The sequence below is a fragment of the Amycolatopsis oliviviridis genome (assembly GCF_014654365.1).
GTDB lineage: Bacteria > Actinomycetota > Actinomycetes > Mycobacteriales > Pseudonocardiaceae > Amycolatopsis > Amycolatopsis oliviviridis.
This window is the reverse complement of the sequence record NZ_BNAY01000009.1, coordinates 222819-235882: the sequence shown is the minus strand read 5'-3', so window position 1 is coordinate 235882 and position 13064 is coordinate 222819. Positions and strand designations below refer to the sequence as shown.

At 69.1% G+C, this 13064-nt stretch carries 13 protein-coding genes; 5 read left to right on the top strand and 8 right to left on the bottom strand.

Annotation, left to right across the window (positions count from 1 at the left end; all coding sequences use genetic code 11):
- Positions 1–33: 33 nt before the first annotated feature.
- Genes IE302_RS33275 through IE302_RS33245 form a run of 7 tightly spaced genes read right to left on the bottom strand, consistent with a single transcriptional unit; the run spans position 34 to position 7355 of the window.
- Positions 34–405, bottom strand: a complete 372-nt coding sequence (locus IE302_RS33275) for an allophanate hydrolase-related protein (RefSeq protein WP_191258416.1) — start codon at positions 403–405, stop codon at positions 34–36.
- Entirely contained in the window at positions 396–1838 is a 1443-nt protein-coding gene (locus IE302_RS33270) for an NCS2 family permease (protein ID WP_191258415.1), read from the bottom strand. The genes IE302_RS33275 and IE302_RS33270 overlap by 10 nt, the downstream gene beginning before the upstream one ends.
- Positions 1839–1872: 34 nt before the next feature.
- Positions 1873–2367, bottom strand: coding sequence for a nucleoside deaminase (locus IE302_RS33265; RefSeq protein WP_005154793.1), 495 nt, complete (start codon positions 2365–2367; stop codon positions 1873–1875).
- A 32-nt stretch (positions 2368–2399) separates the two neighbouring features.
- Positions 2400–4682, bottom strand: coding sequence for a xanthine dehydrogenase subunit D (pucD, locus tag IE302_RS33260; RefSeq protein WP_191258414.1), 2283 nt, complete (start codon positions 4680–4682; stop codon positions 2400–2402).
- Complete coding sequence (locus IE302_RS33255; protein ID WP_191258413.1) at positions 4679–6028, bottom strand: 8-oxoguanine deaminase; 1350 nt, start codon at positions 6026–6028, stop codon at positions 4679–4681. Before IE302_RS33255 ends, pucD begins: the two co-directional genes overlap by 4 nt.
- A complete protein-coding gene (locus IE302_RS33250) occupies positions 6025–6495 on the bottom strand; it encodes a (2Fe-2S)-binding protein (protein ID WP_191258412.1) in 471 nt (156 codons plus the stop codon). The genes IE302_RS33255 and IE302_RS33250 overlap by 4 nt, the downstream gene beginning before the upstream one ends.
- On the bottom strand, positions 6486–7355 hold the full coding sequence (locus IE302_RS33245) for an FAD binding domain-containing protein (protein ID WP_191258411.1): 870 nt from the start codon (positions 7353–7355) through the stop codon (positions 6486–6488). The genes IE302_RS33250 and IE302_RS33245 overlap by 10 nt, the downstream gene beginning before the upstream one ends.
- 136 nt (positions 7356–7491) lie before the next feature.
- On the opposite strand from IE302_RS33245, the gene IE302_RS33240 reads away from it, so the two are divergent.
- From IE302_RS33240 to IE302_RS33220, 5 genes are all read left to right on the top strand, one after another.
- The gene (locus tag IE302_RS33240; RefSeq protein WP_191258410.1) at positions 7492–8913 is read left to right on the top strand and encodes a PucR family transcriptional regulator; all 1422 of its coding nucleotides are present in this window, start codon (positions 7492–7494) and stop codon (positions 8911–8913) included.
- 1 nt (position 8914) lies between these two features.
- Positions 8915–9397: a MarR family winged helix-turn-helix transcriptional regulator gene (locus IE302_RS33235; protein ID WP_191258409.1), complete on the top strand. Its 483-nt coding sequence runs from the start codon at positions 8915–8917 to the stop codon at positions 9395–9397.
- A 36-nt stretch (positions 9398–9433) separates the two neighbouring features.
- Positions 9434–10036, top strand: a complete 603-nt coding sequence (locus IE302_RS33230) for a DsbA family protein (RefSeq protein ID WP_191258408.1) — start codon at positions 9434–9436, stop codon at positions 10034–10036.
- A 9-nt stretch (positions 10037–10045) separates the two neighbouring features.
- Positions 10046–10543, top strand: a complete 498-nt coding sequence (locus IE302_RS33225; RefSeq protein WP_191258407.1) for a GNAT family N-acetyltransferase — start codon at positions 10046–10048, stop codon at positions 10541–10543.
- A 145-nt stretch (positions 10544–10688) separates the two neighbouring features.
- Positions 10689–11948, top strand: a complete 1260-nt coding sequence (locus tag IE302_RS33220; protein ID WP_229908079.1) for an HNH endonuclease signature motif containing protein — start codon at positions 10689–10691, stop codon at positions 11946–11948.
- Between the two features lie 439 nt (positions 11949–12387).
- On the opposite strand, the gene IE302_RS33215 is transcribed toward IE302_RS33220, so the two are convergent.
- Positions 12388–13008 carry a TetR/AcrR family transcriptional regulator gene (locus IE302_RS33215; protein ID WP_229908078.1) on the bottom strand — a complete coding sequence of 207 codons (621 nt, stop codon included), beginning with the start codon at positions 13006–13008 and terminating at the stop codon, positions 12388–12390.
- Positions 13009–13064 lie beyond the last annotated feature (56 nt).

Sequence of the window (13064 nt, the reverse complement as noted above, 5' to 3'; positions counted from 1 at the left end):
CCCTGGGTCCCTCAAGGAGGCCTTCACGGACGGCTAGCGGGAGGCCAGGTAGGCCCGCCAGTCACCCACGGAGGTGATGTCGGTCAGAGCAGGCGAGTCCACAAAGGACGAACGCAGGACGGTGGCGAGGCAGGCCGCGCCGTCCTCCAGTTCGACGACACCCAGCTCCAGTTCCGGCGGTTCCGCGGGGACGAGGTGATCCCGCAACACCGCCAGCGGCAGGTCGTAGACCTCGCCCACGACGGATCCGGAACCGCCCTCGTACATCGCCGGGAACCGGTCGCCCACGGAGAAATAGTGGTACTTCGGCGCCGAACGGGCCACGCAGCACAGTGGCGCGCCCTGCAGCTGTTCGTGCAGCGGACCGCCGCGCATCCCGCCGCCGTTGAGGAACATCAGAACCACGACATGATCCCTTCGATCCCGAAGTACACCGCGAACACCGCGGCCAGGATCCCGAGGATCCAGCCGATCTCGCGGAGTTTGCCCTTGCAGATCTTGATCAGTACGTAGGCGACCAGCCCGGCGCCGATCCCGTTCGTGATCGAGTAGGTGAACGGGATCAACGCGATGGTCAGGAACACCGGGATGGCGAAATCCATGTCCCGCCAAGGGATCCGCGCGCACTGGGCCATCATCATCCCGCCGATGACGACCAGCGCGGGCGCCGCGGCCTGCGCCGGGACGACGGCCGCGATCGGCGTCAGGAACAGTGTCGCGGTGAACAGCCCGCCGGTGACGATGCTCGCCAGCCCGGTCCGCGCGCCTTCGCCGACGCCGGCCGCCGATTCGAGGAACACGGTGTTCGGGGCCGAACCGGTCACGCCGCCCGCGAGCGCGCCGGCGCCGTCGACCAGCAGGATGCGGCCCATCCCCTCGACCTTGCCGTCCTTGGTGAGTCCCGCCTCCTCGGAGACGCTGGTGATCGTGCCCATCGCGTCGAAGAACCCGGACAGCACCAGCGTGAACAGGAAGACCGCCGCCGTCACCGCGCCCGCCGACCCGAAGCCGCCGAAGAGATCGATGTCGCCCAGCAGGCTGAAGTCGGGATGCGCGACGACCTGATCGGGCACCTTGGGTTCGACGAGCCCCCAGCCTTCGACGTGGAACACGCTGTTGACCAGCACCGCGAGCCCGGTCGCGACGGCGATGCTGATCAGCACCGCGCCCGGCACGCCGCGGCTCACGAGCACGATCATCAGCAGCAGGCCGAGGCAGAAGATCGCGATCGGCCAGCCTTCCAGGTGACCGCCGATCCCCATCCGCACCGGCACCGTGGACTGGGCGGAGTCCGGTGTCCGCGTGACGAATCCGGCGCTGACGAGCCCGACCAGCGCGATGTAGAGCCCGATGCCGACGGTGATCGCGACCTTGAGCGGCATCGGGATCGCGTTGATGATCCGTTCCCGGACACCGGAAACGGCCATGAACACGATGCAGACGCCTTCGAGGACGACGAGCCCGAAGGCCTGCGCCCACGTCATGGTCGGTGCCATCTGGAAGGCGACGACACCGTTCACGCCGAGACCGGCCGCGAGCGCCAGCGGCGCGTTCCCGACGAGGCCCATCAGGATCGTGGTGACGCCCGCCGCCAGCGCGGTCGCCGTCGTGATCGCCTCGGTGCTCAGCCGGGCGCCGGTGATGTCCGCCGACGCGCCGAGGATGAGCGGGTTGAGCAACACGATGTAACACATCGCGACGAACGTGGTGATCCCGCCGCGCACCTCGCGGCCGATCGTGCTGCCGCGGTGGGAGATCTTGAACCAGCGGTCGAGCCCGGACAGCCGCCTCGGCTCGGACGAGGGCAGGTGGGGACGCTCAGTACCTAATTGGGTCATGCCTACTCCACAACGTTGTGGGGCGGGAAGAATCTCAGTAAGCCTTCTTGTCGGGTTTCGACAGCCAGGCCTGGAAAGGCGCGAAAGAGTCCGGAAGGGACAGTTGGCCGACGGGTAGCGACCAGGTCTCACGCGGGCGGGAAAAGAGCTCGTAGAACTCGCGGTCGTCGAACCCCGCCTCGGCCGCGTCGTGGCGGTCCGCGGCGTAGACGACCTTGCCGACACGCGCCCAGAGCGCGGCGGAAAGGCAGAGCGGGCAAGGTTCACAGGAGGTGACGAGGACGCAACCGTCGAGTTTGTAGTCGCCGATCGCCTGGCAGGCCGCGCGGATCGCGACGACCTCGGCGTGCGCCGTCGGGTCCAGCGTCGGCGTCACCTGGTTGGTGCCGGTGGCCAGCACCGAACCGTCGCGGACGATCATCGCGCCGAACGGGCCGCCGCCGCGTTCGACGTTCGTGGTGGCCAGCTGGACGGCTTCGGCCAGCCATTTCTGCTCGTCGGACTCCGAAATGGACAGACGGGTACCCACGGATGTGCTCCTAGCTCGAAAAAGTACGGATATCAGGTGCCGGTGAGGTGTTCGGGACGCACCGGGACCCGGGGCAGCGCCAGCCCGGTGGCGGCGCGGATGGCCGCGACGATCGCCGGGGTGGAGGAGATCGTCGGCGGCTCGCCGACCCCACGCAGACCGTACGGCGCGTTGGGGTCGGGCCGCTCCAGGACGTCGATGTCCATCGGCGGCATGTCCAGCACGGTCGGGATCAGGTAGTCGGTGAACGACGGGTTGCGGATCTTCCCGTCCACGGTCTGGATCTCCTCCATCACCGCGAGCCCGAGGCCCTGCGCGGAACCGCCCTGGATCTGGCCGAGCACGGCCTGCGGGTTGAGCGCCTTGCCGACGTCCTGCGCGCAGTCGAGCGCGACGACCTTGATCAGCCCGAGTTCGGTGTCCACGTCCACGACCGCGCGGTGCGCCGCGAAACCGTACTGGACGTGCGCGTTCCCTTGCCCGGTCTCGGGATCGATCGGCGCTGTCGGGCGGTGACGCCATTCCACGGTCTCGTCGAAGATCTCGTCGCCGAGGACGTCGGAGAGGTCCGCCAGCACGCTGCCGTCGGCCGAGACGACCTTGTTCGCGACGACCTTCAGCTTGCCGTCCGCGGCGAGCTTGCCCGCCAGATGCTTGTGCAGCCCGGAGCGGACCGCGACACAGGCGGCCTGGACTGCGCCACCGGTGACATAGCTCTGCCGGGAGGCCGACGTCGAACCGCCGTTGCCGATGTTGGTGTCCATCGGCAGGATCGTCACCTGCTCGATGCCGAGTTCGGTCCGGACGATCTGCTGCATGATCGTCACCAGGCCCTGGCCGACCTCGCAGGCGGCGGTGTGCACGGTCGCCGCGGGTTCGCCGCCGACGAGTTGCAGCCGCACGCGGGCCGTCGAGTAGTCGTCGAAGCCCTCGGAGAAGCAGATGTTCTTGATCCCGACCGCGTAGCCGACCCCGCGGACGACGCCTTCGCCGTGCGTGGTGTTGGAGACGCCACCGGGCATGCGGCGCAGGTCCAGCTCCTCGTGCGCGACCGGCAACGGCTTGGCGCGCAGGCGTTCCAGCAGTTCCGCCACCGGGGCGGCCGAGTCGACCACCTGGCCGGTCGGCATGAGACTGCCTTCCTCCATGGCGTTCAGGATCCGGATGTCGACCGGATCGATGCCGCACGCTTCGGCGAGTTTGTCCATTTGGGACTCGTAGGCGAAGCCCGCCTGCACCGCACCGAAACCGCGCATCGCACCGCAGGGCGGATTGTTGGTGTACACGCCCCAGCAGTCGACCGAAGCACTGTCCACATTGTATGGACCGACACCGAGCGTGGCAGCGTTCGCGACCACCGCGCCGGTGGACGAGGCGTACGCGCCGCCGTCCAGGTACAACTTCGCCTTGACATAAACGAGCCGGCCGTCCTTGTCCGCGCCGTGCTCGTAGTACATCTTCGCCGGGTGGCGGTGCACGTGGCCGTAGAAGGATTCCTCGCGGTTGTAGACCATCTTGACCGGCTTGCCGGTGTGCAGCGCCAGCAGGCACGCGTGGACCTGGATCGAGAGGTCCTCACGGCCCCCGAACGCGCCGCCGACCCCGCCGAGCGTCAGCCGCACCTTGTCCTTGGGCAGGCCCAGCGCGGCGACGATCTGCTGCTGGTCGACGTGAAGCCATTGCGTGGCCACGTAAAGGTCGACACCGCCTTCGGTGTCCGGGATCGCCATACCGGACTCGGGCCCGAGGAAGGCCTGGTCCTGCATGCCGACCTCGTAGACGCCGGACACCACGACGTCGGCCTTCACCGACTGGTCGCCATGGCGGATCTTGGCGTACCGCACGACATTGCCACCGGGATGCAGTTCGGCGCCCTCGCCGGCGGCGGCCCTCTCGGAATCCGTCACCGGTTCGAGGACGTCGTAAGAGACTTTGATCCGCTTCATGGCGCGGCGCGCGGTCTCGGGATGATCCGCGGCGACGAGCGCGACAGGCTCGCCCTGGTAACGCACGACGTCGACGGCGAGCACCGGCTGGTCGGCGTGCTCCAGGCCGTACTTGTTCACGCCGGGCACGTCTTCGTGGGTCAGCACCGCGTAGACCCCTTGCACGGCAAGGGCGTCGGTGATGTCGATGCCGGTGATCCGCGCGTACGGATGCGGGCTGCGCAACGTCGCGCCCCACAGCATGTCCTCGTGCCACAGGTCCGAGGAGTAGGCGAATTCGCCGCGGACCTTGACCGTTCCGTCCGGCCGCCGCGGGCTCGTGCCCACTCCGTTGTCAGTGGTCTGTGTGGAGACTTCAGTGGTGGTCATACCGTCTCCCTCAGCCGCGCACTGGCCACGGCCAGCTCACGGGCGATCTCGTCTTCGGATTCCTCGCGCAGGGTCCCGCCGGTCACCACGGTCGTGCCGCCCACGAAGAGCCGCTCGACCGGCGGGGTCGCGCCGAGCACCAGGGCGGCGACCGGGTCGGTGATCCCGGCGTAGTTCAGGCCGTTCAAGTTCCAGACCGCGAGGTCGGCGAGCTTCCCCGCCTCGATCGAACCCAGGTCCTTTTCGCGGCCGAGGCAGCGCGCGCCGCCCATCGTGCCCATCCACAGCGCCTCGCGTGTGGTCAGCGCGCGCGGTCCGCCGCGCTGCCGCGCCTGCAGCAGCGACTGGTGCAGTTCCTCGCCGAGGCCGCCGGATTCGTTGGAGGCGGCGCCGTCGACGCCGAGCCCGACCGCGACCCCGGCGTCGAGCAGGTGCCGGACCGGCGCGATCCCGGCGCCGATCCGCCCGTTGGACGTCGGGCAGTGCGCCGCTCCGGTGCCCGTGGCGCCCAGCCGCCGGATCGCCTCCGGGGCGAGGTGGATCGAATGCGCGAGCCAAACGTCTTCGGCGAGCCAGCCGAGCTTGTCGGCGTACTCGGCCGGGGTGCAACCGACTTCGGCGAGGCACTGCTTCTCCTCGTCGATCGTCTCGGCGAGGTGCGTGTGGAGACGGATTCCCTTGCGCCGCGCCAATTCCGCGGCACCGGTCATCAGCCGCTCGCTCACCGAGAACGGCGAGCACGGACCGGCCGCGATCTGCAGATGCGCCTCCGCCGAGGCGTCGTGGAACCGGTCGATCGCGGCCTCGGTGCCGAGCAGCGCGGCCTCGGTCTCCTCGACGAGGTTGTCCGGCGGCAGCCCGCCCTGCGACTCGCCGCGGTCCATCGAGCCGCGGACGACGTGCAGCCGCACCCCCACCCGGATCCTCGCCGCGGCGAGGGCTTCGACCTGGTCCCCGCCATCGCGAGGGAAGACGTAGTGGTGGTCGGCGACGGTCGTGCACCCGGTGGTCGCGAGCCGCGCGAGCCCGGCGGTGGCCGCCGCGTGCGTGATCTCCGCGTCGAGCCTGCCCCAGATCGGGTACAGCGCGACGAGCCATTCGAAGAGCGTGTGGTCGGCGGCGAGGCCGCGCGTGGCCCACTGGTAGAGGTGGTGATGGGTGTTGATCAGGCCGGGCGTGACCAGGCAGCCGGAGCCGTCGACGCGTTCGTCGTAGTCACCGCCGGGCGCCTTCCCCGCGCCGACCGCCGTGATGCGGTCGTTCTCGATGACGACGTGGCCCGAGGCGTGCTCGGTGCCCGCGCGATCGACGGTGGCGATCGCGGCGTTCTCGATGACGGTCTTCACAGGGTCTCTCCCCTGGTCGCGGCCAGCCGGACGGCGTCGAGGATCTTCTCGTAGCCGGTGCACCGGCACAGGTTGCCCGCCAGCGCCTCGCGGATCTCCTCGTCGGCGGGATTCTCGACCCGGTTGAGCAGATCGTGCGCGGCCACCACGAGGCCGGGCGTGCAGAAGCCACATTGGACGGCACCCGCGTCCACAAAGGACTGCTGGACGCGATCCAGCTCGTCGCCCTCGGCGAGCCCTTCGACCGTGCGGACCTCGCGGCCCTCGACCTGACCGGCCGCGACCAGGCACGAACACACCGGGACCTCGTCGAGGTACACCGTGCAGGATCCGCATTCGCCCTGTTCACAGGCGTTCTTGGAGCCCGGGAGGCCGAGCCGTTCGCGGAGTACGTAGAGCAGGCTCTCGCCCTCCCAGACGTCGTCGGCCTGGCGGGACTCGCCGTTGATCGTCACGTTCACGCGCACTCGCGTTCACCCTTCTGGAAGTCGTTCCACGCCCAGGTCAGCGTCCGCCGCGCCAGGACGGACAACGCGTGCTTGCGGTAGTCGGCGCTGCCGCGGACGTCGTCGATCGGCGACGCCGCCTCCGACACCAGCTCGCCGAACCGGCGTTTGACCGAGTCCGCGATCGACGCCTTGGTGGACCAGGGAAGTTCGGCGGAGAGGAATTCTTCGGCGGCGCTCGCCCGGCGCGGGGTCGGGGCCGCGGAGCCGACGGCCGCGCGGATCTCGCGGCCGTCCAGATGCAGGGCCAGCGCGAACGAGCAGACCGCGATGACCATCGCGTTGCGCGTCCCGACCTTGGCGAACTGCTGCGGCCCGACCTCGGCGGGCAGATGCACCGCGGTGATCAGCTCGTCGGGTTCGAGGGCGTTGCGTTTGACACCGAGGTAGAACTCCTCGGCCGGGATCCTCCGCGTCCCGCGTACCGAAGCGGCCTCGACCTCGGCGCCGAGCACGAGCAGCACGGGATGCGTGTCGCCGGCGGGCGACGCGGCACCCAGGTTCCCGCCGACGGTGCCGCGATTGCGGATCTGCGGCGAACCGACGGTCCGCGAGGCCATCGCCAGCGCGGGCAGAACTTCACCCAGCTCAGCGATCACCCGGACGTAGGGCACGGACGCGCCGAGCCGGATCACGCCGTCGCTCTCGGTCCACTCGGCGAGTTCCGTGACACGGTTCAGATCGAGCAGCGCTCCGGGGCGGCGGTGGTCGAAATTGAGCTCCACCATGACGTCCGTGCCGCCCGCGATGGGTACCGCGTCGGGCCGCTCGGCCTTGACGGCGAGCGCCTCGGTCAGCGAGCTGGGGCGCAGGAAATCCACTCTCGGGCTCCTCGGTTCGGCGGAGTGCTGTGACGGCTGACTCAGTAGACGCCCTGCCCCCGTATGGCGGCAACGGTGCCGAAGCATGAAATCTCCCCAGCACGGGCCGGTCGATTTGTGGTTTCCTACAAACCTGATGACGACCGTGAAAACTCTGCTGACGCTGCCCGGGCTGCGCTTGCGTGTCCGCGCCGGGACGGCTCTGCTCGACCGTCCGGTGTCCCGGATCTACGTCACCGAACTGCCCGACCCCGGGCGGTACGTGTCGGCGGGCGAACTCGTCCTGAGCGGGTTGCTGTGGTGGCGCGGGCCGGGTGATTCCGAGGCTTTCGTGGCCGCGCTGGCGAAGGCCGGGGCCGCGGCGCTGGCGGCATCCGGAGCGGACTCCGACGGGATTCCCGAAGACCTCGTCGAAGCCTGCACGCGGCACGGGATTCCGTTGCTGGAGGTGCCGGCGGATCTGTCGTTCTCGGTCGTCACCGAACGCGTCGTCCTGGCGTTGGCCGCGGCCGCGGAAGGCGCTCGCAAACGTTTGCTTTCAGCGGCGACCGAGGACGCTTCGGTGGAAACGCTGCTGGAACGGGCACGCGCGGAGATCGGCCTCCCCTGCTGGGTGGAGCCCGCGGGCACGCCGTCGGAGCTGGTGCGGCGGTTCGTCGCCGCGGGCGGACGTTCCCTGGAGACGGACGACGTCTCCGTCCGGCCGGTCGGTGGCAGGCACGCGCTGCCGTGGCTGCTCGCGATCGGCGGCGCGCCGACCGCGGCCCAGGCGGAGATCGCCGAAGAACTCGCCGGGCTGCTCGGGCTCGCGCGCACCCGGGCGGACGAGGTCCGGGCGGTCACCGACAGGGTGCTCGAACCGTTGCTCGCCGCCCTCGACGAAGGAAGCGATCCGCACGCGGCGCTGACCGCGACCGGGCTGCGCGGTGATCTTCGCGTCGTCGTCGCGCGCACCGAAGGATCCGAAGCGGCTCGCGGGATCCTGACCGAGCTACTGCCACCGGGTGCGCTCGTCGGACCCGCCGGGGAGACGACCTGGGCATTGGCGGAGGACGACGGCGAATGGCCGGAGGACTGGCCTGCCACCGTGACCGCCGCACTGTCCACAGTGGAGTCGCTGCTGCCGTGCCGCCGGGTGCTGATCGGCATCAGCGACCGCTCCCCGGTTTCCGTGCTGCGAGGCGCGAAAGAGGTCGCGCGCTACGCGCTGGCCGTGGCGGCGGAACGGTCGGGCACGGTCGAGGTCGTCCCCGGCGGCGAGATCGGCATGCACCGGCTGCTGCTGGCCGGCGCGCCCGACGATCTCCGGACGGCGTTGCGGCGGCGGGTACTGGGCCCGCTGCTGAGCTACGACGCCGAACAGGGCACCGATCTGGTGCACACCCTGCGCGTCTTCCTCGAATGCTCCGGCTCGCCGACGCGGGCCGCGCGGGCGCTGCACGTCCACGTCAACACCTTGCGGTACCGGATCGGGCGGGCGAGCGAACTGCTCGGCACCGATCTGACCGAGTTCACCGAACAGCTCGACGTCTATTTGGCCTTGTCGGCAGGGAGCTGAAATGGGCATAACCACGGCGAAAGAAGCCGCCTACGATCCGCGCGTGGTCGCTTTCGGGCGGATGATGGGCGCGGCGAACCGGCTCGAGTACCTGCTCGGCCGCGCACTGGAAGCCGAATGCGGGATCTCGCATCTGATGTTCGAGGTCCTGCTGATCGTCGGCAGGTCGGGCGAGGCCGGGATGAGCATGCGCGCCATCGCGCAGGAGCAGGTGCTGACCACCGGCGGCGCGACCCGGCTGGTCGACCGGATGACGACGCTCGGCCTGGTCGTCCGGTCGACCGATCCCGAAGACCGCCGCGTGCAACTCGTGCGGCTGACGGAGAAGGGCGAGGAGACGACCGTCCGGGCGGCGCTGGTCCACGTCGAGAACATCCAGCGGCTCTTCCTCGACCCGCTGCCCGCGGACCATCGCGAACGGTTCGCCCACGACCTGCGGACGCTGAGCCATTCCGCCCGTGACGCACTCCCCCGGCTCCGGTAGGAATATCTGACTGGTCAGGCATCGTTGGGTCTCGTCATGAGGCTCATCTATGTCTTCGACGCGTACTGCGGCTGGTCCTACGGGTTCGCCAGGACCATGTCCGACGTCGCGCACCGGCATCCGGACCTGCCGGTCGAAGTGGTTTCCGGCGGCCTGTTCCTCGGCGGGCGGCGCGTGCCGATCCGGCAGTTCGGCTACGTCCAAGGAGCCAACGCGGAGATCACCCGCCGCACCGGGGCGCCGTTCGGGGAGAGCTACGAACGGCTCATCGCGGACGGCGAGTTCGTCATGGACTCCGAGGCCGCCGCCTGCGGGATGGCGGCCCTGCGTGAGGTCGCGCCGGACCGCGCGGTGCGGCTCGCCGCCCTGCTGCAGGAAGCGTTCTATCTCGACGGCCTGAGCCTGTCCGAGGTCTCGACGTATCGCGTGGTCGCGCAGCGGGCAGGCTTGGACGGGGACGCCGTCGAGGCCGCGCTGGACCGGGTTTCCGCGGCGGACGATTTCCGGCGGGCGCGGGAGCTGGGCGTCACGGGATATCCGACCCTGCTGGCCGCCATCGGGGACCAGGTCGTGACACTCGTCGCCGGGAACGCGAGCGCGGACGAAGTGGAGCGGCGGATCGGCGCACTGGTTCCCTAAACTCCGGGCATGTCCTCCTTGGTGGTGTTCCGGCCGGCGACCCCCGCGGACGCCGACGCCGTCGCGAAAATCTGGTACCACGGCTGGCGGGACGGCCATCTCGGCAACGTGCCCGACTCGCTCGTCCGGGTCCGCACGCGCGAATCGTTCTGGGAGCGAGCCGCGAACCGCGTCGGCGACACGACCGTCGCCGTGGTGAACGGTGAGGTGGCGGGGTTCGTGATGGTCGTCGACGAGGAGGTCGAGCAGGTCTACGTCTCGTCGGATCATCGCGGGAGCGGGGTGGCCGGCGCACTGCTCGCCGAGGCCGAACGGCTTGTTCGTGACGGCGGGCATTCCCGCGCATGGCTCGCGGTGGCGCCGGGAAACGCGCGGGCGCGGCGGTTTTACGAGCGGTGCGGATGGGTCGACGAAGGCTTGTTCGACAATCGGGCCTTCGGTCCGGAGGGGCCGATTTCGGTGCCTTGTCACCGTTACGTGAAGCCGATCCCGCATTCAGAGGACTAAATGCGATGGGGTCGGCCGGGTCGCGCGCTCACGTGAAGCATTTAGTCGACTAACTGCGGGAATCATCCATCAGTGGGAAATGCGCGGGTTTGTGGTGACTTAAAATTACGAACACGTGTTCGATTTGGTCGGGTATTCTGGAGGGGTGTCCGAGACTGTTCTTCCCGAGTTGCCGCAGGAGTTGTGGCGTGCCGGCAAGCTGGAGCTTGCGCATGGTGTGCAGCAGTTCCTGCAGGTGATGCGGGTAGCGTCCGCCGGTTTGGGGCGGTACTTGGCGGAGGTCGAGTCTCGGGGCGCGAAAGACTTGTTCGGGTATGGGTCGACGGCGGCGTGGTTCGCTGATGTGGCGGGGTTGTCGCGGGGTGAGGCGAGTCCGATCGTGAATCGGGCGATCGCGTTGAACCCGACCCGTGCTTTGGACGGCGCGGAAGTTCCGGCGGTCGCACCCGTCACCGCTGCTGTGGCGGCGGAAGGGTTGGTCGGGGGCGAGCGGATCCAGCAGATCTTGGAGATCCTCGCGAGGATCCCTGCCGACACCTCTGCTGAGGATCGGGAGAGTGCGGAGAAGATCCTCGGCGACCTAGCCCGGAATGCTGGTCCTCGGCAGTTGGTGGACGCGGAGGCGAAGATTCTCGGCTGGCTCGACCCCGACGGCAACGAGCCCAAAGATCCAGAACCGAAACAGCCGCGCCGGGAAGTCACGCTGGAGCGCCGCAAGGACGGCTTCTGGAAACTGACCGGGCTCCTTGACGACGAGACCGGCGCCCGCACCGCCGCGGCGCTGGAGGCCTACGCGAAGCCGCGCCCGGTGGACGAATTCGGCCAAGCTGACCTGCGGATGAAATGCGAACGGCTGGGCGATGCCTGGGCCGAGCTCCTCGACCTCGCGATCGCGTGCCCGGACCAGCCCGGAACGAGCGGTTACCGGACGCTGGTGCACGTCACCATCGGGCTCGAAGAGCTCAAGTCCGGGATCGGGAAGGCCTGCCTCGACTTCGTCGGCACCATGACCGCTCGCGAGGCCAGGATGGCCGCCTGCGATTGCCTCATGCTGCCGGTGGTGATGAACGCGGCCGGGGAACCCCTCGACGTGGGACGACTACGCCGGTTCGTCACCCCAGGCCAACGCCGGGCACTGAACATCCGCGACCGAGGCTGCGCCTTCCCCGGATGTCATCGAAGACCCAAGAACTGTCACGCCCACCATATTGAGCATTGGGCAGACGGCGGACCCACCGACCTCCGGAACCTCGTACTCCTCTGCAGCTTCCACCACCGCCTGATCCACTACGGCGACTGGCAAGTCCGCATGGCAGCCGACGGACTCCCCGAGTTCATCCCACCCCAGTACCTGGACCCGCTCCGAAGATCCCGGCGCAACACACTCCACCGCGCCCCGGCCTAACCTGCACGACCCGAGGAGCCCGCCACCCACACCGGCGACGGGCCCCTCGGCATGCCCGCGGGCCGCACCTACCGGCATGATCGTTAGAACGATCCAAAACACTCACGACCACGGCGCCCTCGCACGGCCGAGCAGCCCACCGACCACACCGACGAGGTCCCCTCGGCCCGCACCCGCCGTCTGGTCAAGGGGTCGCGAATGGCGATTCGGGTTCTAACCGACTCGCATTTGCTTACCCACTGAGGTGGCTGGCAGTCGAATGTGGCGGATGTGGGACGTTCCGTCCGGAATCCTTCCCCGTCACAGGGTCTGCCACCCGGTCGTGACCGGCACGCCTTGATCAACGGAGGATTGGGGACGTTGAGTGTCCCGGATCTTCCGTTGATCAAGATCCGACGCCGGGCGGCAAATATCGGTCCGCTCTAACCCGAATCGACACTCACGACCCCCTCGCCGAACCCAGGTAAGCCAGCGCCATCCCGGTCGTTTCGCCGGCCCACGCATCCCAGCTCAGGCCGTCCGGCCAGAACCGGCCGCTGGCGGCCCGGTGCACACAGGAACCGATGATGGTCCGAGCCACCATGCGCACAGCCTGCTCCCGCTCCGCCTCCACACAGGAGCGGGCGGCATCCACGAAAGCCCCCTGGACCGTGGCCAACGCCTGAAGACCACGATCGCGTCCTTCCGCGCGCTGGCTGTCGAGCAACTCCGGGAAGATCCGGTCATGGCGGGCGAAGGTGTCCGCCAGCGTCTGGACGAACGCGCCGACGATCCCGTCCAGCCCGGGCTCCGCCGTTCGAAGCGCCTCGCCGACACCGGTCTCCAGCTGTCCGAGCAGCTGGTCCTTCACGGCGTACAGCAGCTGGTTCTTCCCCGAGAACCGGCGGTAGATCGCGCCCACCGACATCCCCGCCTGGTCGGCGACCGCTCCGACGGTGAACTCCTCGATGCCCTGGGTCGCCAGCACGTGCTCGGCCGCGGCCAGCACCTTCTGCAGGGACTCCCGGCTGCGGGCCTGCTGGGGCGGGCGGAAGCCCTGATCGACGGATGGCTGACTCACCGGCCGCACGTTACCGCACCCAGATGCGAATGATAACTTCCGTTCGCATTTGTCGA

Excerpts from the sequence above, each read along its gene's own strand:
- pucD (WP_191258414.1), bottom strand. The coding sequence starts at position 4,682 with ATGACCACCACTGAAGTCTCCACACAGACCACTGACAACGGAGTGGGC.
- IE302_RS33235 (WP_191258409.1), top strand. The coding sequence starts at position 8,915 with ATGGGCATAACCACGGCGAAAGAAGCCGCCTACGATCCGCGCGTGGTC.
- IE302_RS33230 (WP_191258408.1), top strand. The coding sequence starts at position 9,434 with ATGAGGCTCATCTATGTCTTCGACGCGTACTGCGGCTGGTCCTACGGG.
- IE302_RS33270 (WP_191258415.1), bottom strand. The coding sequence starts at position 1,838 with ATGACCCAATTAGGTACTGAGCGTCCCCACCTGCCCTCGTCCGAGCCG.
- IE302_RS33225 (WP_191258407.1), top strand. The coding sequence starts at position 10,046 with ATGTCCTCCTTGGTGGTGTTCCGGCCGGCGACCCCCGCGGACGCCGAC.
- IE302_RS33240 (WP_191258410.1), top strand. The coding sequence starts at position 7,492 with ATGACGACCGTGAAAACTCTGCTGACGCTGCCCGGGCTGCGCTTGCGT.